Origin of the sequence: Nonomuraea sp. NPDC003804 (assembly GCF_040610675.1) — a bacterium.
GTDB lineage: Bacteria > Actinomycetota > Actinomycetes > Streptosporangiales > Streptosporangiaceae > Nonomuraea.
The window spans coordinates 116,826-141,569 of sequence record NZ_JBEXMT010000011.1; the positions used below are offsets into that span (position 1 = coordinate 116,826).

Here is a 24,744-nt window from a genome sequence, read left to right on the forward strand (position 1 = left end):
CGGCCGGCCGTACCAGAGCGTGAGGGGTCAGCCCACGGCGTACGCGCGGGTGATCGTCTGGGTCACGCTCGCGCCCGCGCTGTCATGCGCGCTCGCCCGGAGGGAGACGAACCCCGCCGTGCCGGGGTTGGGCACGGCGGCGGTCCAGCCTGATCCGGTGCGGACCACGGGGATGCGGCGCCAGGTGGTGCCGTCGTCGGTGGACATCTCCAGCCGGACGGACGTCACCGCCGCCTTCGCCGCGCCGGGGTTGCGTTCGACGGACAGCGGCAGCCGGGTCAGGGACCCGGGCCTGGCGCGGTTGTGGTCGTCGAGCCCGGCGGGGGTGTAGCGCACGGCCATCAGCGGGAGCGGCTGCTCCGTGGTGGCGGTCGAGGACGGGAACGTCCAGGTGGCGTCCACGCCGGTCGAGAGGGTCGAGTACGGCACCTGCCGGCGCGCCGAGGCGGTCAGCGTGTAGGTGGCCTGCCCGGCCGGCAGATCGGCGTGGAGCCGGCACGACTCGGACAGGTAGTACACGCAGCCGGTCAGGTCGGTCCTGGCGATGACCTGGCCGTCCTTGGTGAGGGTGGCGCTGCCGGTGGCGGCGCTGTCGGAGCCGGTCCGGCCCGCGCCGCCGTCGGCGAACAGCCCGGCGCCGGAGAAGGTCAGCTGGTCGCCGGTTCGGCTGCCGCTGGGCGCGGGGAACGACGGTCCGGTGACCGCCGCGTTCCAGACCTCGCTGGTCTGGCCACGGCCCATGAGCCTGCCCGCGTCGGCGACGACGGCGGTGCCGACGTCGAGCGTGCCGTCCCACACCAGCCCGGGGGTCCGGTAGTGGGTGATCGTGCCGGGCAGGTCGATCGCGCCTGTCACCGAGGTCACCATGCCCGGCCGGCCGCGGAACCGCGGCCCGGTCGCGGGCCAGCCCTTCGCGGCCACGCCGGAGGCCCGGTAGGTCGCCGTCACCTTGGCCAGGTCGTTCTTCCTGGCGTGGTAGGACAGGTCGTCGGGGAAGCCGCCGGTCCGCTGGTCGACGAGGTCGTAGACGTACGGGCTGGGGGACACGTCCTTGCTGCGCCACACCGTCCTGAACATGGCGGTCAGCCCCGGCTGGCGGGTGGGAACGACGTACACCTCGGTGTTGGGGTCCCAGCCGTGGACGCTGGACTGCGTGGTCCACGGTCCATGGCCGATGTTGATCTCGAGCGCGGGCCCGGTGGCGACGGTGGGGTCATCGATCGTGACCCGCATCGGCCTGCCCTGGCGCGCGTCCACCGTCACCTGCTGGTCGCCGTTGTCGACCTTCACCGGGGTGTCGGAGATCGTCAACGCGTCGCGCTCGGGCACCTCGCTGTAGAGGTTCCAGTCGCCCTCCGGCAGGCGGAGCTTGGCCACGCCGTCCTTGACGGCCGGCACGCGGACGTCGCCGGTGTCGGCGTCGTAGAGCTCGGCGATCCATGGCCTGGCCGGCTGGCCCTGCCTGTCGACCAGCGTGATGGTGACGTCGTAGGACTCCGGCTCGACGTAGCCGCCGGCCGGCGTGCGGACCACCGTCTCGCCGGAGCGGGCGGTGACCGTGCCTGGATAGTCGCCCGGCGCCTTGCCGGTCGCGTCGATCGTCAGCGTGACCGACGCCTGGCCCTTGGCGGGCACCTCGAGCCGGTCGGCCGCCAGCTTCAGCACCTCGCCCTCGGCCGCCAGGTCCAGGGTGACTGGCGTGTCGCCCGCGTTGGCGTAGGTGATCGTCCTGGTCGTCACCCGCTCGCCGGTGCCGTTCCACGGGAAGGCCGCCCACACGCTGCCGGTGGTCGCCGCGACCGGCTGCTTCAGCGCGCGGACCAGGTCGACCAGCCCGGCCCCCTGCTGGTACGGCCCGGCCCCCTGCTGCGGGGCGGCGCTGCCGACGAGCGCCGCCTTCAGCTGCGCGCCGGTCCATTCGGGATGCCGCTGGGCCAGGATCGCCGCCGCCCCCGCCACGTGCGGGGACGCCATCGACGTGCCGCTGTAGGCCACGTAGGGGCCGTCGGCGGTGCCGGAGGCGGCCGCCGCCACGATCTCCACGCCGGGCGCGGTGACGTCCGGCTTGATCGCGTGGTCGCTCACCCGTGGCCCGGGGCTGGAGAAGTCCGCCATCCGGTTCTGCCTGTCCACGGCGCCCACCGTGAGCGCCGCGTCGGCGCTGCCCGGGCTGCTCACCACGCCGTGCGGAGCGTCGTTGCCCGCCGCCACGACGAACAGCGTGCCGGTACGCTCCGACAGCGTGTCGACCGCCTGCTCCAGCGGGTCGAGCTCCATGGAGTCGACGTCGCCGAGGCTCATGTTGACGACCTTGGCCTTGACCTCCATCGCGGCCCACTCCATGCCCGCCAGGATGGCCGAGTCGACCGGTCCGGCGGCGGTACCCACCTTGCCGATGGCCAGCTTGGCCTCCGGCGCCACCCCGCGGTACCTCTCGCCCCTGCCCGCCACGATCGAGGCGACATGGGTGCCGTGGCCGAGCGTGTCGCGGACGTCGGGGTCCTCGCTGAAGTTGCGCGCCTGCGCCACCGCGTCCTTCAGGTCCGGGTGGTCGGGGTCGTAGCCGGAGTCGAGCACGGCGACCGTGACGTCCTTGCCGGTCAGACCCTGCTGCCAGGCCTGCGGAGCGCCGATCTGCTTGACGCTCTGGTCCAGCGAGAAGGAGCGGCGGCCGTCCAGCCACAACTTCGAGTTCCCTGCCGCCAGCCGGGCGCCCCCGCCCACCAGGCCCTTCCACGCCTGCGCCGCGCCCGCCTTGGGCACCCGCGAGGCGCTCATCCCGAGGCCGGACAGCTGCCGCGTCTGCCGCGCCCCCTGCGGCACCAGGGCGGCCTGGCCACCCGTCGTCTGCGAGATCACCGGGATGTCCGGGGTGTCGGCGTCGCCGTACCGCCAGGCCAGCAGCTGGGTGACGTCGAACAGCCGCCGGTCCAGCACGCCCTCGGCGATGAGTGGATGAGCGTCGGAGGGGATCACGTACAGATGGCCCCCGCGCACCTGACTGGTGAAGCTCACCTCCCTGCCCGCACCCGGCTCCACGCGGTGGCCATGGCCGGTCACCACCACGCGGTCGCCGGTGATCAGGGTCACGCTGCCCCTCTGGGCGGTGCCGCCGACTGCCTTCTCGGTGTCCGACGGTTGCCGCGGTGCCGGCGTGAAGCCCACCGCGTCCGACGGTTGTCGCGGTGCCGGTGTGAAGCCGACCGCTCCGGCGAGCAGAGCGGCGACGAACGACTTACCTAAGGTCATCAGCCACCTCACGGGTCACAAGGAAAAGATCCACCCCTTGTTCGCCGAAGGCCGCCGACCGGTTCACGCCGCTTTGGCGGGAACCTCCTCCGCGGCGATGCGCAGCGCCTCGACCAGCCTGCGGTACAGCTCGTCGGACTCCAGCAGCTCCTCGTGGGTGCCCTGGGCGCGAACGCCGCCGTCCTCCATCACCACGATCGTGTCCGCGTCGATCACCGTGGAGAGCCGGTGCGCGACGGTGACCACGGCGCCCGTCCGGGCGCGGGCCGCGATGCACTCGTGGACGGCCGCCTCGGTCAGCCCGTCGAGCTGCGCCGTGGCCTCGTCGAGGAGCAGCACGTCCGGCGTGCGCAGCAGCGCCCTGGCCAGCGCGATCCGCTGCCGCTGGCCGCCCGACACCGACGTGGAGGACAGCGGCGTGTCCAGCCCGTCGCCGAGCCGGTCGACCATGCCGGCCAGCCGTACCTCGGCGAGGACCCGCTCCAGCTCCTCCTCCGTCGCGTCGGGGTGGGAGAAGAACAGGTTGTCGCGGATCGTGCCGGGCACGATCGGCGTGTCCTGTTCGACGTATGCGAGCCGCTCGCGCACCTGCTCGTGCGTGAGCCCCGTGTACGGCACGCCGTCCAGCAGGATCTGCCCCTCCTGCGGCTCCAGGAAGCGCAGCAGCAGCGAGAACAGCGTGGTCTTGCCCGCGCCTGACGGCCCGACGATCGCCGTGTGGCCCGTGCGCGGGATCACCAGGTCGACGCCGCGTACGGCCGGCTCGGCGCCCGGCCCGTAGGCGGCCGAGACCCCGCGCAGCTCCAGGACAGGCCCGGAGGGCGCGGCGGGCGGTCCCTGCGGTGTCACCGGCACGTCGCTCTCCAGCTCCAGGTCGTCGACCGCGCGGATGCGCTCGGCCGCCGCGATGCCCGACTGGAGCGCGGTGACGTTCTGGCTCAGCTCGGTGACCGGCTCCATCAGCGCGAACGCGTACAGCAGGAACGCGATCAGGCTGGAGACCTCCAGGTGGCCGGCCGCGACCCGCCAGGCGCCGATGCCGAGGATGAGGATGATCGCCAGCTGGATGCCCGACCATGCGAGGGTCCACGCGACGGCCTCCCTGCGCACGGCCCTGACGCTGTGCCGGGTGGACGCGCGGGCGTCGGCGATGATCCGCTCGGCCTGGCGGTCCTCTGCCCTGCTGACCTTGACGGTCCTGATGGCGCGCAGCGCGCTTTCCAGCACGCCGCCGAGCCTGCCCACGTGTTCCTGCGCCTGCTCCTGCGCCTTCGCGATGGCCGGCATGAGCACGGCGAACAGCACGCCGACCACGACCACGGCGGCGACCGTGGTGCCGAGCAGGACGAGGTCGAGCACGCCCATGAGGACGAGCGTGCCGGCCAACATGACCACGCCGTTGATCAGCCCGATCAGGCTGGAGGAGGCGGCCTCGCGCAGCAGGACGGTGTCGGAGGTGACGCGCGTGACGAACTCGCCCGTCGGCCGCCTGGTCACCTCGGGCACCTTCGCCCTGAAGAGCCTGCGCACCATCGACTCGCGCGCCTCCAGCACGACGCGTTCGCCGAGCGCGCCGAGCACGATCCACTGGCACGACCAGATCAACGCGCCGATCAGCAGCAGCACGAGGAGCGCCACGACCGGTCCGGTGAGCGAGGTGGCGGCGCCGAGCGAGTCGAGCACCCACTTGGTCACCATGGGGGTCGCCAGGCCCAGCGCCGAGCCGATCAGCGCGAGCAGCAGGCCGATCGCCAGCTTGCCCCGGTGGGGCCGGGCGAACGACCACAGGACACGGAGCCGCGAAAAGACGGGAACACGCATGCTCTCCAGTGGAACATATGTGTTCCATAACGGTCAAGCTTGTTCCACGATGGGGCACGATGCGCTACCGTGGGACACATGACTGCTGTTGAGACCGGCATGCGCGCACGGACCAGGCGCGCCATCCTCGACGCGGCGGTCGCCACGCTCTCCAAGGACCCCGGCGCGTCGCTGAGCGACGTCGCCGCCGCCGCGGGTGTGGGTCGCACCACGATCCACCGCTACTTCCCCGAACGGTCCGACCTGATCACGGCCATCGGCAACGACGTGCTGGAGAGGATCGCGGCGGCCACCGCGCGGGCCAGACCCACCGAGGGGCCGGCGCTCCAGGCGCTCGACCGGCTCTGCCAGGAGTACTTCGAGCTCGGCGACGGGCTCATGCTCGCCTTCACCGAACCCCAGCTCGTGGTCAGCGACATGTGGGAGGAGGAGACCCCGTCCGACCGCGCGCTGATCGAGCTGATCGAGCGGGGGCAGGCCGAGGGCGCCATCGACGCCGAGCTGCCCGCCGACTGGATGCAGCAGGTCGTGTGGTCCCTGCTCTACAGCGCGTGGCAGCACATCCGCGACTCGGGCGCGTCCAAGCACGAGGCGCTGGGGCTGTGCCTGCGCTCGCTGCGGAAGGCAGTCGCGGCCTGAACGACGCCCGGCTCGACCTGGTCCTCGGCCCTGCCACGGGCGACTCCCGCGGGGAGCTTCGCAGGTAGGTGAAATCCGTACCAAAAATGTCTTGAGTTGCCGGGCGCTCCTCACCACGCGGGCAGAGCACTGCTGTAGAGGAGAGCCATTATGAAAAACATCGACGCGGCCGGACCGTACGTCCTGTCGCTGTTCCGTATCGTCGTGGCGCTGATGTTCGCCTGCCACGGCGCGGCCAAGCTCTTCGGCGTGCTCGGCGGCGAAGTGGTCCCGGCCGGTAGCTGGCCGGCGTGGTACGCCGGCATCATCGAGCTCGTCGGCGGGAGCCTGCTCATCGTCGGCCTGTTCACCCGGATCGCGGCGCTGATCTGCTCCGGCGAGATGGCCTACGCGTACTTCCTCGTCCACCAGCCGAAGGCGTTGTGGCCGCTGCAGAACCAGGGCGAGCTGGCCGCGGTCTACAGCTGGTCGTTCCTGCTGATCGCGGTCCTCGGCCCGGGGGTGTGGGCGCTGGACACGTTGCTGAGCCGCTCCCGCCACCAGACGCCGACCAGCGTGGTCTAGCCTCGCTTACGCGCGCCCCCTGCGCTCACGGCTCGCCGGGCGCAGGGGCAGCGGGAGGCTCTGGCCCGGGGAGAGGCAGCGCACCCGCTCGGACAGCCCCGACCTGTCGATGTGACGCAGGAAGTCGTCCAGCGGCGAGGTGAAGACGGTGTAGTCGTCGTAGTGGACCGGCAGCACCTCCCGGGGGTCGATCAGGCGGACCCAGCGGCTGCCCTGCTCGCCGTCCATGGTCACCAGGAGCGTTCCGAGCAGCCTGGTGCCGCCCAGATGCACGATCGCCAGGTCGATGGCCGGGAACCGGATCGGGATGCCCGACAGGACCCGGTGGTCCATCAGCGTGTCGCCGCTGATGTGCAGGCGCAGGTCCGTCCGCCCCGAGGAGTCGCCGAACTCGAGCATGCTGCCCATGACCGGAGGCAGCAGCAGGTTCGCGACGCCCGGCGCGTGCTTGGCGGGCAGGGCCGTGATCGTGAGCGTACGGTCGCCGGCCGTCAGCCGGTGCTCGCGCCACAGGTCGAGGCCCACAGCCGCGCCGAACCCCTGCCGTCGCAGGCGGCGCGCGGCCTGGCGGGTGGTGATGACGGGCGTGCTCCTGTCCAGGCCCCTGCGCGCCACCCGGTCCCAGTGGTCGCCGTGCATGTGGGACAGGACGATCGCGTCCAGCGGCGGCAGCTCGTCGACATCCAGCGCCGGTTCGGTGCGCCGCCTGCTCGTGAGACCGTAACCGAGATAGGCGTGCTGGCCGCGATGCAGGAAGTTGGGGTCGGTCAGCACGGTGAAGCCGCCGTAGCGGATGAGTGTGGTGGCGTTGCCGATGAAGCGCACATCGGCCTGATCGCGGTCCGACATCATGTCTCCTGACGTTGCGTATCGACCGCCCTACCCACCGGCCGGCGCCTCCCAACGCCTGCCTTCGGACGTCAGCCCAGGTCAGCGACCCAGCCACAGATGATCTACGCGCCGTACCCGCGGTGACCCGGGGCCGCCGGCCGGGTCCGCCTCGGCGCGGGTCACAGGGCGAGGACGGCCAGCATCGGCAGTACCGCGAGCGCGAGCGCCACCACGACGACGACCGCCAGCTCGGTGGTGCTGACCTGGCAGGCGAAACGTTGCGGCCCCAGCCTCGGCGAGGCGTCGAGCACATCGAAGAGATGGGCGTATCTCCGGTCCCGCTGCAGGCCGAGTTCGATCTCGATCAGGATCCGGCGTTCGCGCTGTGAAAGCTCCACGACGGCCTCCTTCATGAGGTGGCCATTTCACCGCTCGCTTACCTTCTCACCTGCCCTTTCGGCGCCGTTCCAACCGGCGTGGGCCCGGTCGTCGCGCCTGGTGTCCACGCCGGACCTGCGCCGGGCCCCAGGCCCGCGCCCCCCGTCAGCTGAGGCCGGCCCGGCGGGCCCGCTCCACCGCCGCGGGAAGCACGTCGACGAGCCGGTCGACGTCCTCCTGCGTCGAGGTGTGCCCGAGCGTGAACCGCAGCGACCCCCGGGCGGTCGCGGCGTCCGCGCCCATCGCCAGCAGCACGTGGGACGGCTGGGCCACGCCGGCCGAGCACGCCGATCCGGTCGAGCATTCCACGCCCTTGGCGTCGAGGAGCATCAGCAGCGCGTCGCCCTCGCAGCCGGGGAAGGAGAAGTGAGCGTTGCCCGGCAGCCGGTCGTCCGGGTCGCCGTTGAGGATCACGTCGGGGACGGCCTGCCGTACCCGCTTGATGAGGTCGTCGCGGAGGGCGGCGAGGCGGCGCGCCTGCTCCTGCTGGTTGCCGACGGCCACCGTGACGGCGGCGGCGAACCCGGCGATGGCGGGGGCGTCGAGGGTGCCGGAGCGGACGTCGCGTTCCTGGCCGCCGCCGTGGAGGACGGAGACGGGCGTGATGCCGCGGGCCAGCAGCAGGGCGCCGACGCCCATCGGCCCGCCGACCTTGTGGCCGCTCAGCGTGAGCGCCTCGGCGCCGGAGTCGGCGAAGGAGACGGGCAGCATGCCGACCGCCTGGACGGCGTCGGTGTGGAAGGGGATGCCGTGGTCGTGGGCGATCGCGGCCAGCACGTGGATCGGCTGGACGGTGCCGACCTCGTTGTTGGCCCACATCACGCTGACCAGGGCGACGCCGGCGGGGTCGCGTTCGATGGCGGCGCGCAGCGTGTCGGGGTGCACCCTGCCGTCGGCGTCGACCTCGAGCAACTCGACCTCGGCGCCCTGCCGGTCGGCCAGCCAGGTCGCCGGGTCGAGCGCGGCGTGGTGCTCGACCGAGCTCATCAGGATGCGCCGGCGCGGCTCGCGGGCCCAGTAGAGGCCCTTGACGGCGAGGTTGTCGGCCTCGGTGCCGCCGGAGGTGAAGACGACTTCGCTGGGACGCGCGCCGAGGGCGTCGGCGATCGCCTCGCGGGACTCCTCGACCACCCGGCGGGCCTGCCGTCCTGCCGCGTGGAGCGACGAAGCGTTTCCCACGCGGCCGAGCTGCCGGGTCATCGCCTCGATGGCCTCGGGGAGCATCGGAGTGGTCGCCGCGTGATCTAGGTAGGCCGGGCTCACCCGCTCAGGGTATCTCGTTTGCAACTGTACCGTCCGGACGGTACAGTAGAACCATGAGGCGTGACGAGTTGCTGGATGCCGCAGAGGAGCTCCTCTGCGACCAGGGCTCGGCCGCGCTCACCCTTTCCGCCGTCGCCGAGCGGGCCGGCGTGAGCAAGGGCGGACTTCTCTACCACTTCAACAGCAAGGAAGCCCTCATCAAGGGCATGGTCGAGCGGCTCATCGCGGAGTTCGACGACCTGGTGGCGGCGCAGCCGTACGACACCTACACCAAACGGTACCTGGGTGCCACGCTGGCGGCCGTCCGCACGGGCCGGCTGCGACGATGGGCGGTCGTGACGAGCGCCTCCGGCAACCTGTACCTGCTCGCGCCGCTGCGCGACGCCATGGCCAGGTGGCACCGCGAGGGGCTGGCCGACGAGCCCGACCCCGTGGCTTCCCAGATCGTACGGCTGGCGTGTGAGGGCCTGTGGGACGTGGCGAGCCACGACCCCGCCCTCAACTCCGAGAGCGACCTACGGGCCCTCGAGGCCCGCCTGCTCGCCCTGCTGTAGCGCGCCCCCGTCGCGCCACCCATTCCCCCCATTCCCCAACCCGTTTTCCCCACGACGCCCGCGTGCGCGCCGGCGTGCGATGTGACGACCCTGAGAGGTGTTGACGATGACCCGCGACCTGAGGACTGCCCGTTTTGGGTCGATCCTCACTTTTGTCCTTGCTGGCTTCATGGTGGGCACGATGACGGTGCGCATCCCGGCGCTGACCGACAAGCTCGGCCTGTCCGAGGCGACGATCGGCGTGATCCTGCTCGTGTGGGGTCTGGGCGCGCTCATCACCATGCAGGCGATGCGCGGGATCATGAACCGCGTGGGCAGCAGGACGGTGTTGCGGGTCGGCGGCCCTGCCACGGCACTGTCGCTCCTCGGCGTCGCCTGCGCGCCCAACCTGCCGTCGCTGCTGGTCGCGGTCGCGGTGTTCGGTCTGGCGTTCGGCACGGTCGACATCGCGATGAACGCCCAGGGCTCCACGGTCGAGCAGGCCTACGGCAGGCCGCTGATGAACGGCATGCACGCGGGCTGGTGCGTCGGCGCGATCTCCGCGGGCGGCGTCGGCAGCCTGTCGATCGCCCTGGGCCTGTCCTTCACCGCCAACCTCGCCCTCGTCGCCCTCGTCTCGCTCCCGCTGATCATGATCACCGGACGCACCTACCTGCCCGAGGCCCCCGTGACCGGGACTGTCACCAGGGCGCGCAGGCGGATGCCGCCGATCGTCTACCTGCTGGGCGCGATCATGTTCTTCGCGTTCATGGTCGAGGGCACGGTCGCCGACTGGAACGGCCTGTTCATGCGTAACGAGCTGGGCGCCACCGAGGCGGTCGCCGCCCTCGGCTACCCGATCTTCGAGATCGGCATGCTGGTCGCCAGGCTCGGCGGCGACAGGCTGCGCACCCGCTTCGGCGTGCGGGGCATCATGACCGTCTCGGGCCTGGCCACGGCCGCGACGTTCGCGATCGTGCTGACCGCCGCCACGCCGCTGATCGCCGTGCTCACCATGTTCTTCGTGGGCCTCGGCGTGGCGACGATCTCCCCGATGACGCTCTCGCTGGCCGGCACCTCGACCGACAACCCCGGTCCCGCCATCGCCCAGGCCGGCGCCATGGGGTACGCGGGCCTGCTGCTCGGCCCCGTGGCGATCGGCTTCCTCAGCGACCTCACCTCGCTGCGGACCGCGCTGGGCATCGCCGTGGCGCTCGGCCTGCTCATCACGGTGGCCGCCCGCCTCCTGCCCCGCGCCGAGCCCGAGGTCATCACGATCGCCCCGGTCGAGCGACGCGAGCCCGCCGAGCTCGCCGCCTGACCTCCCGGCGGGGCGCCCGCCCGTCCACCCGAACGGCGTGCGCCCCACCTCCCAGGGCTCCCCGCCATGCCCCCTCCGCCACGCACCACCGCCGCCCGCAGAACCCGCGCACGCGGAAACCAGGCGCGGTGCCGTCCGCTGGACGCGGGGCCGTCCGGCAGGGGAAAAATGGATCATGAACCGCACCGAGCGCATGGACCTGGACGCCTACGTCGAGCGCACCAGAAACGGCCCCTGCTTCATCTGCGCGATCGTGGCCGGCGATCCCGCGCACGCCCTGGAGGAGATCCTCTACGAGGACGACGCGCACCTGGCCTTCCTGGCCAGGTACCCGACCATGCCGGGCTACACCCTCGTCTCCCCCAAGGCGCACCTCGAGCACGCCGTGCGCGACCTGGACGAGGTCGCCTACCTGGCCCTGATGGCCGTGGTGCGCCGGGTGGCGCTGGCCGTCGAGGCGGTCGTGCCGTCGGAGCGGACCTACCTGCTCACGCTGGGCAGCCAGCAGGGCAACGCGCACCTGCACTGGCACGTGGCGCCGCTCCCGCCCGGCACGCCGTACCACGAGCAGCAGTTTCACGCCCTCATGAGCGAGAACGGCCTCATTCCGTGGAGCCAGGAGCAGGCGAGGGAGCTGGCCGACCGCATCAGGGCGGCCCTGCGATAGGAAACGCGAAGGCGGCGGCCCCCCAGGGGAGCCGCCGCCTTCGGCATGGACCTACTTGCGCTTGCCGATCTCGTCGGCGAGCTGCGGGACGACCTGGTGCAGGTCGCCCACGACACCGAAGTCCGCCAGCTCGAAGATCGGCGCCTCCGGGTCCTTGTTGATCGCGATGATGGTCTTCGCGGTCTGCATGCCGGCCCGGTGCTGGATCGCGCCGGAGATGCCGGCGGCGATGTACAGCTGCGGCGAGACGGTCTTGCCCGTCTGGCCCACCTGGAACTGGTGCGGGTACCACCCGGCGTCCGTGGCGGCGCGGGAGGCGCCGACGGCCGCGCCGAGGGCGTCGGCGAGGTTCTCGATGACCGAGAAGTTCTCGGCCGAGCCGACGCCACGGCCGCCGGAGACGACGATCGCCGCCTCGGTCAGCTCGGGGCGGGCGCCCTTCTCCTGCTTGACCCTGTCGACGATCTTCGAGGCCTTGGCGGCGTCGGAGAGCGTGACGGACACCTCCTCCTCGGCGCCCGCAGCGGGGGCCGGGGACGGCGTGGTGGAGTTGGGGCGGACCGCGATGATCGGCGTGCCCTTGGTGACCCGCGACTGGACGTTGACGCCGCCACCGAAGATGGACTGGTCGGCGACGAGGCCCTCGCCGACGCCGACCGCGTCGGTGATGACACCCGAGTCGGTCTTGACGGCCAGGCGGCCCGCGACCTCCTTGCCCTCGGCTGTGGCGGCGACGAGGACGGCGGCGGGCGAGGCCGCGCCGACGAGCTGGGCGAGCAGCTCGGCCTTGGGCGCGACGACGTAGTCGACCACGTCGGCGGAGCCCGCGACGTAGATCTTCTCCGCGCCGTACTCGGCCAGCCTGGCCTTGGCGTCGGCGGTGAAGCCGGGGCCGGCCCAGACGGCCGACGGGGCGCCGAGCGAGCGGGCCAGGGTCAGCAGCTCCAGCGTGACCTTCTTGACCTCGCCGTCGACCTGCTCGACGAGAACGAGAATCTCCGACATATCAGCAAAACCCCCGTTCTCAGATGAACTTCTTGGACGCGAGGAAGTCGGCGGCCTTCACGCCACCGTCGCCCTCGTCCTTGACGATCGTGCCGGCCGCGCGCGGAGGAGCGGCGGCGAAGTCGACGACCTCGGACCAGGCGGCACCGAGCCCGACCTGCGCCGGGTCGATCTCGGCGTCGGCCACGCCCATCGCGGCGACCGGCTTCTTCTTGGCCGCCATGATGCCCTTGAAGGACGGGTAGCGCGGCTCGTTGATCTTCTCGACCACGGAGACGACGGCGGGCAGGGTGGCCTCGACCTTGTCGTAGCCGTAGTCGGTCAGGCGCTGGACGGAGATCGAGGAGCCCTCGACGTCCACCTTGTTGGCCAGCGTGAGCTGGGCGACACCGAGGCGCTCGGCCAGCATGGCGGCGAGCACGCCGGTACGGGCGTCGGTCGACTCGGAGCCGAGGACGACCAGGTCGAAGCCGATCTTCTTCAGCGTCTGGGCCATCGCGTAGGAGGTCGAGAGCGCGTCCGAGCCGTGCAGGGCGTCGTCGCTGAGATGAACCGCCTTGTCCGCGCCCATGGCCAGGGCCTTGCGGATGGTCTCGGTGGCCTTGCCGGGACCCATGGTGAGAACGGTCACCTCACCGCCGTGGGCCTCCTTGAGCTTCAGGGCCTCCTCGACCGCGTACTCGTCAAGCTCGTTGACGACGCCGTCGGCGGCGTCACGGTCGAGCGTCTTGTCATCAGACCGGAGCTTGCGCTCGGTCGCCGTGTCGGGGACCTGCTTCACGCAGACGACGATGTTCATGGCCGGTGGCCGACCTCCCGTAATCGCATGCTCGGATGGGTGCTGTCCAGACTGCCAGACTGCCCGGGGCGCCAGCTGCACGGCCCCTCGGGTGGTCATGTTACCCACGGGTAGCTTTGACGCAAACCCGCAGCTCGTCCCACCCTACCGAACTTTGTTCCGGAGGCCCGCCGTGGCCCCCGTCCGAAGGACCGATCAGGCGTTGAGGAGGAAGACCACGCCCACGACCAGCGCGGTCACGGCGAAGAGAGCCAGCGTCGCCGGGCTGAAGAAGCTGCTCAGCGCCAGCCACAGAACCGCCACGCCGGCCACGGACGTGAGGTCCGTCACCATGCGCCTGGTCTTGAACAGCCCGCGCGACAGCAGGGCCACCCCCGCGTCGGCGACCACGACCAGCGCGTAGGAGGCCAGCAACAGCAGCGAGACCTCGGGCAGCGGGGTGCGCGCGGCCGCCGCGAGCAGCGCGGCGAACACCCCTGACCCGATCACCCACCTCCTGCGGATCTTCTCCCTGTGCAGGGCCCTGGCCTCCTCGGGCGGCCTGCGGTGCCGGTCGGCGCCCGGCCGCCACTCGCGGGTGGACAGGTCGTGCACGCCGGGCTCGACCGGCCGGGCGGGCCCCGGCCCCGGCCGACGCCTGCCCCGCGAGAAGAAGCCGCCGCCCGACGCGTCGAGCAGCGCCGCCGGCTCCTGGCTCTCGCTCAGCGCGGGACGGCGGCGTGCCGTACCGGCGCCGGTGACGCCGTGCCGGCCCCGGGCGGGCAGGTCCGCGCCCAGCAGCGCGCAGATCCGCGCGGCCGTCGGCCGCGCCTCGGGGTCGCGCTGCAGGCACTCGCCCAGCAGCGGCTCCAGCCAGGCCGGCACCCCCTCCAGGTCCGGCTCGTGGTGGACCACCCGGTAGGCGATGGCCGACAGCGGCCCCGTCCCGTACGGCTGGCGCCCCGTGGCCGCGTAGGCCAGCGTGGCGGCGAAGGAGAACACGTCGGCGGGCGCGCCCGCCTCCTGCCCCTCCAGCACCTCGGGCGCCAGGTAGCCGGGCGTACCGATGACCGCGCCCGAGGCGGTGACCGACAGGGAGTCGAGCGCCGAGGCGATGCCGAAGTCGATCACGACGGGATCGCCGTCGGCCATCATCACGTTGGCCGGTTTGAGATCGCGGTGCACCACGCCCGCCTCGTGCATGGCCAGCAGGGCCTGCGCCAGCCCCTTCGCCAGGCGCCGCAGGTCGGCCACGGGCACCGGGACGACGCTGAGCGGCCGCCCCTGCACGTACCGCGTCACCAGGTACGGCCGGTCGCCGCCGAGCGAGGCGTCGAGCACCTCGGCCACGCACGGCCCCTCGACCAGCCGCATGGTCTCGACCTCGCGCTCCAGCCTGGTCAGCGCCGAGGCGTCGGCGGCGACATGCGGGTGCAGGAGCTTGACGGCGACCGTGCGCCCCTCGGGGTCGAGCGCGAGATGCACCTCCCCGAAGCCGCCGGAGCCCAGAGTGGACAGCAGTCGGTAGGGGCCAAGGTGCTCACCGTCCGGCTCGCTCATGACTCCATAGTGCCCCGCGCGGAGGCGGGAGACCACGTTATGACCAGGGTGACAGGAAGCCGAGCCCCAGGCTGGTCATGAGCGAGTCGATGAGCCCCGTGATGAGCCCCGTCACGCTCTCCTGGGCGCTGCGGGTCAGTTCCCTGACCACGTCGGAGGGCTGCTCCCACGGATACCAGGTGGGCTCCTGGCCCATCGCGAACATCATCGCGAGCAGGGCCGCGGTGCCGACCGCGATGGCCACCACCAGCCCGGCCCCCGGGCTGCGGATGACGCCGGTCAGCGTGCGGGTGACCGCCTTGCGCGGCGCTCCCCCGCCCGGCAGCACGAACAGGCCGGCGGCGAAGGCGCCCGCGGCGTAGGCCACCGCCTGGTCGCTCTCGACCTTCAGCCCGTAGTTCAGCACGCCCCACACGCACACGCCCCACAGGATCGACAGCGGCACCTGCACCAGCGACATCAACGCCGACTTGATCAGCGCCCACGGGGTGCCGAGCAGGATCAGCGCCGGGTCGGCCGCGCTGCTGCCGCGCAGCTGGCGGCGGGCCACGTGGTCGCCGAACAGGTACTCGCCCACGCGCAGCACCAGCGCGATCACCACGGCGGCCGCCCCCACCATCACCGGCATCATGACCGCGAGCGCGATCAGCAGGGTCAGCAGCAACGCCGCGATGAGCGGGTGCCCGACGCGGTACCTCGGCCGCGCGGCGGGCGGCGGCGTGTAGGGGCGGGCGGCGGCCGGCGGCGGCGGCGTGTACGGCCTGACCGCCGCCTGCTCCGGCGGTGGTGGATAGCCGGCCACGCGCTGGTCGGGGTACGGCGCGGCCGGCCGGTACGGCGGCACGTTCGCGGGCACGTACGGCGGCGGCGTGGCCGGCTCGCGCCGTCGCTGCTCGTCGCGCGGCTTCGGCTCCTTGCGGGGCTTCGGCTCGGGCCTGGGCGGCTGGGCGTACTCCACCGGCGGCAGCAGGTCGGAGTAGCTGTCGTCGCGTTCGAACGTTCTGGTCCTGGGCGGCTGCTCCAGCGTCCGCGTGCCGTTCGGCGGCGTCTCGTGGAAGCTGGTCACCGTCGGGTCGAGCTGCCGCGCCATCCGCAGCAGGTCCTGCGCGCTGGGCCGCGTCTGCGGGTCGACCGACAGCGCCCTGGACAGCCAGCCGCGCAGCCACGCCGGGGCCTTGTCGAGCTGCGCCCTGCCTTCCATGATGTTGAAGCAGACGACCTCGAACGTGCCGGTGCCGAACGGCGGCGCCCCCACGGCCGCGAAGAACACCGTGGAGGCCAGCGCGTGCACGTCGGCGGCCTGGGTGATCTCCGAGTCGCGGATGATCTCGGGGGCGAGATAGCCGGGCGTGCCGACGAACATCCCGGTCTGCGTGAGCCTGGTCGCGTTGACCAGGTGCGCGATGCCGAAGTCGATGACCAGCGGCTCGCCGTCGACCAGCATGACGTTGGACGGCTTGAAGTCGCGGTGGATGACGTCGGCCGCGTGGATGGCCACCAGGGCCGTGCACAGCCCCTGGGCCAGCCTGATGAGCTCCTGGGCGGGCAGCGGCCCGTCGGTGAGCACCGTCTCCTCGAGGGTGCGCCCCGGCGCGAACCTGGTCACGACGTACGGCTGGCCCCCGACCAGCTCGGCGTCGAGCACCTCGGCCACGTTCCTGCTGCGCACCCTGCGCATGGTCTCGACCTCGCGGGTCAGCCTGTCGCGAGCCTTGAGGTCGGCGGCCACGTGGGGGTGCAGCACCTTGATGGCGACCTCGCGCCCTTCCTCGTCGATCCCGAGGTGGACAACCCCCATGCCCCCCTCGCCGATCTTCCTGACGAGCCGGTAGGGTCCGAGACGCTCGGGCGCCTGGGTGTTGCCGGTGCTCATCTACTCATCCCCCTCCTTGCTCCGCCTTCCCCCTGAGGTCCTGAAGCCTGTCCGTGACCGGACTCACGCCGACCGGCGACCACACCGCCTGCCTGCCTGAGTTCGGCACCGTGCCGAGCGCCAGGACCAGCGAGAGCGCGGCTCCGACCGCGAGCACGCCCGCGACCCCCATGGCCACCGTACGCGACGGAACCAGGGACGCGAGCGTCCTGCGCATCTGCCGTCCGGGAGACTCGACCCCGGGACCCGCGCACACGGTCCACAGCGCGATCGCCGCGCCCCAGGCCAGCGCGTTGGGCAACGGCATCCAGGTCAGCACGGTCAGCAGCAGCGTCACGGGCAGGCCGAGGATGAGCGCGTACGGCACGAGCGCGATCGTGATGCCGATCGACTTCAGCAGCGCGGCGGGCCGGCCGAACACCCTGATCACGTCGGCCGCCGCGGCGCCGGTCGGCCGTCTGGCGTTGAGCTGCGGCTGGGCCAGGTCGGCCGCGCGCAGCAGCACGACGCACGGCAGCACCACCGCGGTCATCACCACGGGAGCCAGGACCGCCAGCACGATCATGATGACCAGCAGCATGGCGCCGGCGACGCCGTACGCCTTGGAGCGCTGCAACGCCGCTCCTGGACGCGAGCCGGGGATGCGCGGCTCGCGCCACGTCTCCGGATCCTGCGGCGCCTGGTGGGCCTGCTGCTGGCCCTGCTGCTGGCCCTGCTGCGGCGTCCCCTGGTACGGCTGGCCGTACGGGGAGGGGAAGTCCGGCGAGTCGGTGCGGACCCTGCGGGTGGGGATGTCGCCGTCCCGGTGCGGGTACGGCGGAGCCTGCGGGGGCACGCCCTGGTAGCCGGATCGGCCGCCCTGCGCGCCCTGGCCGCCGGCCGGCGGGAACGTCCCCGCTCCCTGCTGGAAGCCGCCCGCAGGGTGGCCACCACCCTGGCCGGCGGGCGGCTGGGCCGTTCCGTGGCCGGGGGGCGAAGCGTGATGGTCGGGCCGGCCGGACACCGGCCAGGGACGGCTGGCGGGCGGGTCGGTGGCCGCGCGGGTCGGCGCGTCCCACGGGTGCGCCGCGGCCTCCTCACGCATCTGGCGCAGCTCCTCGGGGCTCACGCGCCGCGTCGGCCACGGGTCGCCGCCCGTCGTGGTCGGCTCGCCCTGCGGCCCCTGCCCCTGAGCGCCCTGCCCCTGAGCGCCCTGCCCCTGAGCGCCCTGCCCAGGGACCTGGCCCTGCCCGCGCGAACCGGGCCCCTGACCCTGTCCCTGAGCGACCTGGCCCTGCGCACCCTGCCCCGGGACCTGGCCCTGTCCGGGCAGGCCGGGCGGCTGCGTCGGCTGCGGGCCCTGCTGCCTGCCGCCCTGCGGGTGGACCTGCGGGGCGTGGTCGCCGCCGCCGTGCTGCCGGCCGCCCGCGGCGGGGCCCTGCGCGCCCGGCGGGGCCTGCCGGCCCTGACCGGCGGCGGGCGGCGCGCCGCCCTGGTTGCCCAGCAGCGAGACGAACTCCTGGCTGCCGGGGGCGGGCGCGCCGTGCGGCCCGGAAGAGGTCCCGAGCGGCGGGCGCGCGGGCGGGATCGCGGGGGTCGGCACGTCGGCCGGGTCGGTGACCTGCCGGGAGCCCTGCCTGCCCGGCTCCGGCATGGTGGAGAGCTCGTCGGGCGTCCTGGCCGGCCCCGACAGCCCTGACAGCAGCCGCGCGGTCTGCTCCGCCAGCTCCGCGGCCTTGGGCCGCTTGGCGGGGTTGCGCTGGAAGGCCGCCTTGAGCATCGGCTGCAGCTCGCGCGGCGCCGCCGACACCTCGGCCTTGCCCGCCGTGATGTTGTAGAAGATCATCTCCAGCGTGCCCTTGCCGAAGGGCGGCTGGCCGGTGGCGCCGAACAGCACGGTGCCGGCCCACGCGTGGATGTCGACCTCGGGGCCCGCCTCCTGGCCCTCGATGATCTCGGGCGCGAGGTAACCGGGCGTGCCGATGAACATGCCGGTCTGCGTCAGCCTGGTCGCGTCGACCGCCTGTGCGATGCCGAAGTCGATGAGAACGGGGTCGCCGTCGAGGATCAGCACGTTGCCCGGCTTGAGGTCGCGGTGGATCACGCCGACGGAGTGGACGGCGGCCAGCGCGGAGGCCACCCCGTGCGCGACCCTGACCAGCGCCGGCAGCTCCAGCGGCCCGTCCTGCTTGACGACCTCGTCGAGGGGACGTCCGGGCACGTAGCGGGTCACGATGTAGGGCCGGTGACCTGTCACGTCGGCGTCGAGCACCTCGGCGATGTACTTGCTGCGCACCCGCCGCATCGTGTCGACCTCGCGCGAGAGCCGCCGCCTGGCGACGTCGTCGCCGGCGACCTCCGCGCGCAGGACCTTGACCGCCACCTGCCGCCCCTGCGGGTCGACAGCGAGGTGGACAACGCCCATTCCGCCTTCGCCGAGCCGCCTGAGCAGCCGGTAAGGGCCTAGTCGGTCATCGTTCATGGCAGAAGCACCATATCGGCTCAAACCCCGCCCCAGAGATGAACCTCGAGGTCACATTCCCACGCAGGTGTAACGTCTGACACGCCCCCATGGGTTTCCCAATCATCGGTATCGCCTCAGTCTCAATTCGCCAGATCCAGGACCTCCGCGGTCTTCAACCCCGCCAGCGCCGCCCCCGGCAGGGCGAGCTTCGAGTGCCGCACCCCGCTGCCGATGACCACGTCGGGATGCGCGGCCACCCGGGCGTCGACCAGGATCGGCCAGTCGTCGGGCAGACCGAGCGGGGTGATGCCGCCGTACTCCATGCCGGTCAGCGAGACGGCGTCGTCCATCGGCGCGAAGCTGGCCTTGCGCGCGTCGAGGTGTTTGCGCACCACACCGTTGACGTCGGCTCGCGTCGTGGCCAGCACCATGCAGGCGGCGTAGCGCACCTCGCCGCCGCGCCTGGCGGCCACCACCACGCAGTTGGCCGACGCGTCCATCGCCACACCGAAGGTGTCGCAGAAGGCCGCCGTGTCGGCCAGGTCAGGGTCGATCTCGGCCACGCGCACCTCCTCCTCCATGTGACGTACGGCCAGCGCCACCGGTTCGGCGAGCAGATCGAGCCGATCGAGCGCGGAAACCCAGTGCAATGTCATGACCAGGACCCTACGCCTCACGCGGACGCGGCGGCCCGCTGATGGAGCTGGGTCACGGCGCTCCTGGCCGACTCCATGGCGCCTGCCTGCCAGGCCACCAGATGAGTGAGCCAGTCACCCGCAAAGTAAACCCTTCCAGACGGACGTTGCAGGAGAGTGAAGGACGAATCAAAGGATGGCCAGCGAACCCACCCGCCCTGCAGGTGCGGCTGGCGCTCCCAGGCGATGGAGACGCTCGACAGCAGGTCCGCCCGGTACTTCTCGCCGTGGATCTTCTTGCCCTGGGTGAGCGCGCGGCGCCTGCGGTCCTCGGGGGTCAGCGCGCCGTACAGGTGCGCGGCCTCGTCGGCGTTGTAGTAGCCGACGAGCAGTCCGCGCTGGGCGTGGTAGTCGTGCGACGGATACCAGATGTGGGTGATGTCGAGGTCGGTCTCGGTGACGCCGCCGTAGATGCGGTCCTCCAGCTCCCACCAGCGCCTGCCGTACTCCAGTCCGATCTTGCCGGCGGCGACCGGAACGGGGGTCTTGAGGGCACTCGTAACGTTTGCCCCAAGGTTGTGGGAAATCTTCGCCAGCACGTGCGGTGGGAGGGTGGCCACGCAGAAGTCGGCGGTGAGCTCGCCGCCGTCCCAGGTGACCGTGACGCCGTGGTCCTGGTTCGTGATCGCGGTGACTCTCGCGCCGGTCCTGATGCGGTCGCGGCCGACGGCCGCCACCAGCTTGACGACGATCGCGTCCATGCCGCCGACCGGCTGGAACATCGGCGTCGCCTGGTCGTAGCCGAAGTCGTTGGTGATCGCCCGGCCGACCCCCGCCGCCAGGACGTCGTGGACGGACACGGGCCCGGCGATCGCCGTCCCGCCGTCCATGCCCGGGTACCGGGTGAAGCCGCGGCGCTCCGAACCCTCGTAGGACAGCTTGGGCCCCAGGTCGCCGAACCTGCGCAGGAACTCCAGCAGGCGCTCCTGGTCGTCCTCGGTGAGCCTGCGGTCGAGCGTGCCCTGGTGGGTGGCCTTGGCCAGGAGTTCCGCGATGTAGCCGTACATGTCGGCGCGGGCGGTCCTGTTGCGGACCGTCCGGCCGTTGGTGTGGACGTAGGCGGCGGCGTTGGTGTTGACGAACGTCTCGACGGGGATGCCCAGCTCGCGGCAGTAGTCCATCGTGACCATCCACGGCGCGATCCTGCCGGGCCCCGCGTTGAAGTAGACGCCCTCGCCGAAGCGGACGTCCTGGGCGGGGCCGTTCAGCTCGGTGAGCTGGTCGCCGCCGCGCAGGGTGAGGTTGCGGCCTCCCGTCCGGTCGCTCGCCTCCAGCACGGTGCAGTCGTAGCCCGCCTTGCCCAGCTCGTAGGCGGCGGTCAGGCCCGCGACGCCCGCGCCGAGGACGACCACGGACCCGGCGCCCTTGCCCTTGAGCGTGAAATCCCCCTGCCGGGGCGGGGTGAAGGCCTTGTCCTGCGCCGAGGGGGCCATCCCGAGCGCGCCCATGGCGGCGTACATCGCCCCCGCGCCGCCCGCCGCGCCGATCCCGACCAGCAGGCTCCGCCTGGTGAGCGTCGCCCGGTCAGCCATACGGACCGCTGCCGCAGGCCACCTGCCCGCCGATCGTCGCGAACAGGCCCATCAACGCCATGATCTCGGTGAAGTCGCCGGTCACGAACTCGATCTCCCGCGGCCCCGCCTGCTTCACCCCTGGAACCAGCGCGCAGGCCGCCGCGATCGCCGTGGAGTTCCACTCCACACCCAGCGTGTACGGCCTGACCGCCGCGTAGGGCGTGAAGTCGCTCAACCGGTCAAGCGCCCGGGCCGCGCCCTCACGGATGCGCGCCTGGGCCAGACTCGGCGGCAGCAGCTCGGCGGAGAACTTGTCGATCCCCTTCTTCACCGCGACCGTCTCGACGTCGCCGAGCACCCCTCTGGCCTCCTCGCCGACCGCCTCGTCGCCCGCGACCAGCACGACGGGCACGCCGTGGAAGCCCGCGCAGGCGGCGACCAGCCGGGTCTCGCCGCACGGCTCGCCGTTGAGGAAGACGTTCTGGATCTCCTTGCCCATCCAGGTGTGGTTGAGCACGCCGTGCTGCACCCCGGCGCGGGCGTGGTAGCCGACGAACATGGCGGCGTCGAACGAGGCGTCGAGCCCCTGCGCCATGCGCTGCGACTTGCCGGGGCCGCGGATGAGGGTGGCGCGGGGGTCGAGCAGGTCGATCCGGAGGTTCTTGGTGGAGCCGTGGGCGTCGTTGACCAGCACGCTGGTGGCGCCCGCGGCGAAGGCGCCCTCGATGGCGGCGTTGGCGTCGGCGGTCATGAGCTCGCAGCCGCGTTCGTAGCCGCGCTTGCCCGCGTGCATCTCCTCCGGGTCGGTCAGCCCGGTCACGCCCTCCATGTCGACCGACAGGTAGACCTTCACCTCATCGCCTCCACTCGCCCGCGGCCCGGTCCGGACCCGCCCGCGTGCCTCTCATGAGAGAGCCGTGCGGCTCCTCCGGGGGTCACGCGCCCCACGTCTCCACCCGCCGCTCCTGCGCCGCGTCCATGAACCCGACCCGCGTCGCCATGAAGTCCGCCACCTGGTCCCGCCACGCCCGCGGGATCTCCTCGACCGCCGGCCGGTAGCAGTGGTCGAGCCACGCCGTCGACTCCTCCGTCGCCCGCAGGTGGTGGGCCGACTTCGCGAACGGCGTCGTCTCGATCCCGGGGACGCGCGCGCAGCCGTACTCGATCATCTCCTGCCCGCCGTACGGCGGCGGCTCCTGCCACTTGCGCGCCACGGGACGGTTCGCGGTGATCGGCGTGTCCATCGGGCGACGCTCGACCGCGGCCTGGATCAGCTCCTTGTACAGGCACTTCCCGCACGTACGGCAGGGCCCGCCGGTGCCCCTCAGGCACCACCTGACCTGCGCCTTCAGCGGCGAGTCCAGTGCGATGCGCATCGTGACCGCCTCGCTGACGCCGCCCACGGGCAGCACGATGGGCACCCCCGCCGCCGCGAACAGCCGCCCCCACGCGCCGTGCGGCGCCCACATGGGGTTGTCGGGGGTGAAGCGCAGCAGGTAGCGGTCGCCGCCCAGCCACCGCGAGCCGAGCTCGTAACCGAACGCGAGCCCGCCCAGGTCCATCTCGTCGGCCAGCAGCAGCGCGCCCGCCGCGACCGCGTGGTGCTCCGGGTAGCCGGGCCGCGGCTCGGCCAGCGTGAATTCCAGGTCGGACTCGACCGTGGTGACCTCGCGGCCCGTCTGCGCGGCGAGCCTGGCCAGCACGTCCGACCGGTAGTGCGGCCAGCGGTTCGGCACCCGCTGGTGCGGCACCCGCCTGAAGTGCACGAACGGGGCGTCGGGGAAGATCGTCGCGGCGGCGACCGAGTCGGCGCCGCCGCTGTAGGAGATGGCCAGCGTCCTGCCCGCCGCGCGCGGCGTCCCGCCGACGGGCCCGGCCTCGACGCCCCACCCGTCGTGCAGCACGCGCGCCAGCTCCGGCGATATCGGCCGGTCGAAGGTGATCCGCCTGCGCGTCCACGGCGCGACGACGGTCCACGCGGCCACCGCCCACAGGTCGTCGTGCGCGTCGCCCGGCACGCCCCTGATCTCGCACGAGTTGGTGGCCAGCTTCACCGGGTGGCCGTCGGCGGCGCTGCCGGTGATCTCGTCCTCGGGGTCGAGCCGGAACGTCAGCTCTCCCCCGCTCCAGCTCACGCGCACGAGCGCTCCTTCAGCTCGTCGATCGCCTGCCAGACGAGCACCTCGTTCTGGAGCACCTTGTCGAGCGCCTGCGCGGTCTCGAGCGCCAGCCGGTGCGCCTCGTCCGCCTTCTCCGCGACCTTGGGGTCGGGGCGCGGCCGGGCGGGCCCGGGGGCCGCCCGGAGGCGCCGCACCTCCTCCTGGAGGCTCGTCACCTCCCTGCGGAGGGTCTGGACCTCCCACAACGCGTCCTTGATGTCCTGGCGGTGGTCGGCGACCGAGATGTAGCGGGAGTCGAACCACGAGCGCACGGCCTTCCTCAGCCGCGCGGGGACAAGGACGCGCATCATGAAACGCCACGATAGCGGCAAACCCTCTGCCACCCGGGCCTGTCGGGATTCTGGAGATTGACCAGAAATGCTGGCCCTGTTCGGCACATAGGCATGGATGTCCGCAAGTCCTGCCGACGAAGGAGATCGGGCCATGGGAACCGCCGGAACCCGGTGTACGACGGCCCGCGCGACGCCGTCATCAAGGAGTGACCACCCCCCGGCACGCCGCTCCCGGGGGTCGCGGGGGTCGCGGGGAAGGCCGCCGGCGTCGCGGGGCCCGGGGGCTCGGCGCGAAGGCGAGCCCCCGGGATGGAAGGGTCAGCGGCCGGTGAACGTGGGCTTGGCCTTCTCGGCGAAGGCGCGCATGCCGGTCTTCGCGTCCTCCGTGGCGAACAGGCCGGAGAACTGCAGCCGCTCCACCTCGAGCCCGGTGTCCAGGTCGACCTCCAGCCCCGCGTCCACGGCCTGCTTGGCGGCCCGCAGGGCGACCGCGGGCCCGCCGACGAACGTGGCCGCCCACGCCAGCGCGGCCTCGTAGACCTCGGCGTCGGGGACGACCCTGTCGACCAGGCCGATGGACAGGGCCTCGGCGGCGGCGACGTGGCGTCCGCTGAAGATCAGGTCCTTGGCGCGGGCCGGGCCGATCAGGCGGGGAAGGCGCTGGGTGCCGCCCGCGCCGGGGATGATGCCGAGTTGGATCTCGGGCTGGCCGAGCTTGGCGCCCTCGCCCGCCACGCGGAAGTCGGCGCACAGGGCGAGCTCGCACCCGCCGCCCAGCGCGTAGCCGGTGATCGCGGCGATGACCGGCTTGCCGATGCGGGTGACGGCGGTGAAGCAGTCCTGGAGGGTCTTGGAGTGGGCCGCCATGTCCGCGTAGGACATGTCGGCCATCTCCTTGATGTCGGCCCCGGCGGCGAACACCCGCTCCCCGCCGTACAGGACCACCGCCTGGACGCCCTGGTCTGAGTCCACGGCGCGGGCGCACTCGGCGATCTCGCGCTGGACCTGCCCGTTGAGGGCGTTCATCTTCGGACGATCGAGCCTGATCGTGGCGATCTGGCCGGACACCTCGACGCGTACAAACTCACCCATGGGGCG

Annotated in this window: 21 protein-coding genes; 5 read left to right on the top strand and 16 right to left on the bottom strand. The window is 72.4% G+C overall.

All coding sequences use genetic code 11. The features are described from left to right. Positions 1 to 27: 27 nt before the first annotated feature. Positions 28 to 3,249 carry a S8 family serine peptidase gene (locus ABZX22_RS17405; protein WP_354909780.1) on the bottom strand — a complete coding sequence of 1,074 codons (3,222 nt, stop codon included), beginning with the start codon at positions 3,247 to 3,249 and terminating at the stop codon, positions 28 to 30. A 63-nt stretch (positions 3,250 to 3,312) separates the two neighbouring features. Next, a complete protein-coding gene (locus tag ABZX22_RS17410; protein ID WP_354909782.1) occupies positions 3,313 to 5,070 on the bottom strand; it encodes an ABC transporter ATP-binding protein in 1,758 nt (585 codons plus the stop codon). Positions 5,071 to 5,148: 78 nt separating this feature from the next. Here ABZX22_RS17410 and ABZX22_RS17415 point away from each other — a divergent pair, with 78 nt between their 5' ends. Continuing rightward, positions 5,149 to 5,709 carry a TetR/AcrR family transcriptional regulator gene (locus tag ABZX22_RS17415; RefSeq protein WP_354909784.1) on the top strand — a complete coding sequence of 187 codons (561 nt, stop codon included), beginning with the start codon at positions 5,149 to 5,151 and terminating at the stop codon, positions 5,707 to 5,709. Between the two features lie 150 nt (positions 5,710 to 5,859). Next, complete coding sequence (locus ABZX22_RS17420) at positions 5,860 to 6,273, top strand: DoxX family protein (RefSeq protein WP_354909787.1); 414 nt, start codon at positions 5,860 to 5,862, stop codon at positions 6,271 to 6,273. A gap of 6 nt (positions 6,274 to 6,279) precedes the next feature. Here the strand turns inward: ABZX22_RS17420 and ABZX22_RS17425 are convergent, their stop codons facing one another. The 3 genes from ABZX22_RS17425 to ABZX22_RS17435 all read right to left on the bottom strand — a co-directional run bounded on the left by ABZX22_RS17425 (position 6,280) and on the right by ABZX22_RS17435 (position 8,805). Next, positions 6,280 to 7,125, bottom strand: coding sequence for an MBL fold metallo-hydrolase (locus tag ABZX22_RS17425; protein ID WP_354909789.1), 846 nt, complete (start codon positions 7,123 to 7,125; stop codon positions 6,280 to 6,282). Between the two features lie 158 nt (positions 7,126 to 7,283). Next, the gene (locus ABZX22_RS17430) at positions 7,284 to 7,502 is read right to left on the bottom strand and encodes a hypothetical protein (protein ID WP_354909792.1); all 219 of its coding nucleotides are present in this window, start codon (positions 7,500 to 7,502) and stop codon (positions 7,284 to 7,286) included. A 145-nt stretch (positions 7,503 to 7,647) separates the two neighbouring features. Next, the gene (locus ABZX22_RS17435; protein WP_354909795.1) at positions 7,648 to 8,805 is read right to left on the bottom strand and encodes a cysteine desulfurase family protein; all 1,158 of its coding nucleotides are present in this window, start codon (positions 8,803 to 8,805) and stop codon (positions 7,648 to 7,650) included. A gap of 53 nt (positions 8,806 to 8,858) precedes the next feature. On the opposite strand from ABZX22_RS17435, the gene ABZX22_RS17440 reads away from it, so the two are divergent. The 3 genes from ABZX22_RS17440 to ABZX22_RS17450 all read left to right on the top strand — a co-directional run bounded on the left by ABZX22_RS17440 (position 8,859) and on the right by ABZX22_RS17450 (position 11,326). Then, entirely contained in the window at positions 8,859 to 9,359 is a 501-nt protein-coding gene (locus ABZX22_RS17440) for a TetR/AcrR family transcriptional regulator (RefSeq protein WP_354909797.1), read from the top strand. A 106-nt stretch (positions 9,360 to 9,465) separates the two neighbouring features. Then, the gene (locus ABZX22_RS17445; RefSeq protein WP_354909798.1) at positions 9,466 to 10,659 is read left to right on the top strand and encodes an MFS transporter; all 1,194 of its coding nucleotides are present in this window, start codon (positions 9,466 to 9,468) and stop codon (positions 10,657 to 10,659) included. Between the two features lie 175 nt (positions 10,660 to 10,834). Beyond that, entirely contained in the window at positions 10,835 to 11,326 is a 492-nt protein-coding gene (locus ABZX22_RS17450) for an HIT family protein (protein WP_354909800.1), read from the top strand. A gap of 51 nt (positions 11,327 to 11,377) precedes the next feature. On the opposite strand, the gene ABZX22_RS17455 is transcribed toward ABZX22_RS17450, so the two are convergent. The 11 genes from ABZX22_RS17455 to ABZX22_RS17505 form a co-directional block, all read right to left on the bottom strand. Beyond that, entirely contained in the window at positions 11,378 to 12,331 is a 954-nt protein-coding gene (locus ABZX22_RS17455) for an electron transfer flavoprotein subunit alpha/FixB family protein (protein ID WP_354909803.1), read from the bottom strand. A 19-nt stretch (positions 12,332 to 12,350) separates the two neighbouring features. Continuing rightward, positions 12,351 to 13,130, bottom strand: coding sequence for an electron transfer flavoprotein subunit beta/FixA family protein (locus ABZX22_RS17460; protein WP_354909806.1), 780 nt, complete (start codon positions 13,128 to 13,130; stop codon positions 12,351 to 12,353). A gap of 195 nt (positions 13,131 to 13,325) precedes the next feature. Then, the gene (locus ABZX22_RS17465; protein WP_354909808.1) at positions 13,326 to 14,669 is read right to left on the bottom strand and encodes a serine/threonine-protein kinase; all 1,344 of its coding nucleotides are present in this window, start codon (positions 14,667 to 14,669) and stop codon (positions 13,326 to 13,328) included. Positions 14,670 to 14,706: 37 nt separating this feature from the next. Then, positions 14,707 to 16,542 (bottom strand): serine/threonine-protein kinase, encoded by a 1,836-nt coding sequence (locus ABZX22_RS17470; RefSeq protein WP_354909810.1) that lies wholly within the window; start codon positions 16,540 to 16,542, stop codon positions 14,707 to 14,709. A gap of 4 nt (positions 16,543 to 16,546) precedes the next feature. Further along, a complete protein-coding gene (locus ABZX22_RS17475) occupies positions 16,547 to 19,003 on the bottom strand; it encodes a protein kinase (protein WP_354909813.1) in 2,457 nt (818 codons plus the stop codon). 122 nt (positions 19,004 to 19,125) lie between these two features. Next, positions 19,126 to 19,641 (bottom strand): YbaK/EbsC family protein, encoded by a 516-nt coding sequence (locus ABZX22_RS17480; RefSeq protein WP_354909815.1) that lies wholly within the window; start codon positions 19,639 to 19,641, stop codon positions 19,126 to 19,128. Between the two features lie 17 nt (positions 19,642 to 19,658). Next, positions 19,659 to 21,212, bottom strand: a complete 1,554-nt coding sequence (locus tag ABZX22_RS17485; protein ID WP_354909818.1) for a flavin monoamine oxidase family protein — start codon at positions 21,210 to 21,212, stop codon at positions 19,659 to 19,661. Further along, on the bottom strand, positions 21,205 to 22,047 hold the full coding sequence (locus ABZX22_RS17490) for a M55 family metallopeptidase (RefSeq protein WP_354909821.1): 843 nt from the start codon (positions 22,045 to 22,047) through the stop codon (positions 21,205 to 21,207). The genes ABZX22_RS17485 and ABZX22_RS17490 overlap by 8 nt, the downstream gene beginning before the upstream one ends. Positions 22,048 to 22,129: 82 nt before the next feature. Continuing rightward, positions 22,130 to 23,335, bottom strand: coding sequence for a DUF6395 domain-containing protein (locus ABZX22_RS17495; RefSeq protein ID WP_354909823.1), 1,206 nt, complete (start codon positions 23,333 to 23,335; stop codon positions 22,130 to 22,132). Further along, positions 23,326 to 23,664 carry a hypothetical protein gene (locus ABZX22_RS17500; RefSeq protein WP_354909826.1) on the bottom strand — a complete coding sequence of 113 codons (339 nt, stop codon included), beginning with the start codon at positions 23,662 to 23,664 and terminating at the stop codon, positions 23,326 to 23,328. The genes ABZX22_RS17495 and ABZX22_RS17500 overlap by 10 nt, the downstream gene beginning before the upstream one ends. A 300-nt stretch (positions 23,665 to 23,964) precedes the next feature. Continuing rightward, complete coding sequence (locus ABZX22_RS17505; protein WP_354909827.1) at positions 23,965 to 24,738, bottom strand: enoyl-CoA hydratase-related protein; 774 nt, start codon at positions 24,736 to 24,738, stop codon at positions 23,965 to 23,967. Between the last annotated feature and the right edge of the window lie 6 nt (positions 24,739 to 24,744).

What these genes read in the sequence shown, in the direction of transcription:
- ABZX22_RS17405 (WP_354909780.1), bottom strand. Translation starts at nt 3,249, where the DNA reads ATGACCTTAGGTAAGTCGTTCGTCGCCGCTCTGCTCGCCGGAGCGGTC.
- ABZX22_RS17410 (WP_354909782.1), bottom strand. Translation starts at nt 5,070, where the DNA reads ATGCGTGTTCCCGTCTTTTCGCGGCTCCGTGTCCTGTGGTCGTTCGCC.
- ABZX22_RS17415 (WP_354909784.1), top strand. Translation starts at nt 5,149, where the DNA reads ATGACTGCTGTTGAGACCGGCATGCGCGCACGGACCAGGCGCGCCATC.
- ABZX22_RS17420 (WP_354909787.1), top strand. Translation starts at nt 5,860, where the DNA reads ATGAAAAACATCGACGCGGCCGGACCGTACGTCCTGTCGCTGTTCCGT.
- ABZX22_RS17425 (WP_354909789.1), bottom strand. Translation starts at nt 7,125, where the DNA reads ATGATGTCGGACCGCGATCAGGCCGATGTGCGCTTCATCGGCAACGCC.
- ABZX22_RS17440 (WP_354909797.1), top strand. Translation starts at nt 8,859, where the DNA reads ATGAGGCGTGACGAGTTGCTGGATGCCGCAGAGGAGCTCCTCTGCGAC.
- ABZX22_RS17445 (WP_354909798.1), top strand. Translation starts at nt 9,466, where the DNA reads ATGACCCGCGACCTGAGGACTGCCCGTTTTGGGTCGATCCTCACTTTT.
- ABZX22_RS17450 (WP_354909800.1), top strand. Translation starts at nt 10,835, where the DNA reads ATGAACCGCACCGAGCGCATGGACCTGGACGCCTACGTCGAGCGCACC.
- ABZX22_RS17455 (WP_354909803.1), bottom strand. Translation starts at nt 12,331, where the DNA reads ATGTCGGAGATTCTCGTTCTCGTCGAGCAGGTCGACGGCGAGGTCAAG.
- ABZX22_RS17460 (WP_354909806.1), bottom strand. Translation starts at nt 13,130, where the DNA reads ATGAACATCGTCGTCTGCGTGAAGCAGGTCCCCGACACGGCGACCGAG.
- ABZX22_RS17465 (WP_354909808.1), bottom strand. Translation starts at nt 14,669, where the DNA reads ATGAGCGAGCCGGACGGTGAGCACCTTGGCCCCTACCGACTGCTGTCC.
- ABZX22_RS17470 (WP_354909810.1), bottom strand. Translation starts at nt 16,542, where the DNA reads ATGAGCACCGGCAACACCCAGGCGCCCGAGCGTCTCGGACCCTACCGG.
- ABZX22_RS17475 (WP_354909813.1), bottom strand. Translation starts at nt 19,003, where the DNA reads ATGAACGATGACCGACTAGGCCCTTACCGGCTGCTCAGGCGGCTCGGC.
- ABZX22_RS17480 (WP_354909815.1), bottom strand. Translation starts at nt 19,641, where the DNA reads ATGACATTGCACTGGGTTTCCGCGCTCGATCGGCTCGATCTGCTCGCC.
- ABZX22_RS17485 (WP_354909818.1), bottom strand. Translation starts at nt 21,212, where the DNA reads ATGGCTGACCGGGCGACGCTCACCAGGCGGAGCCTGCTGGTCGGGATC.
- ABZX22_RS17500 (WP_354909826.1), bottom strand. Translation starts at nt 23,664, where the DNA reads ATGATGCGCGTCCTTGTCCCCGCGCGGCTGAGGAAGGCCGTGCGCTCG.
- ABZX22_RS17505 (WP_354909827.1), bottom strand. Translation starts at nt 24,738, where the DNA reads ATGGGTGAGTTTGTACGCGTCGAGGTGTCCGGCCAGATCGCCACGATC.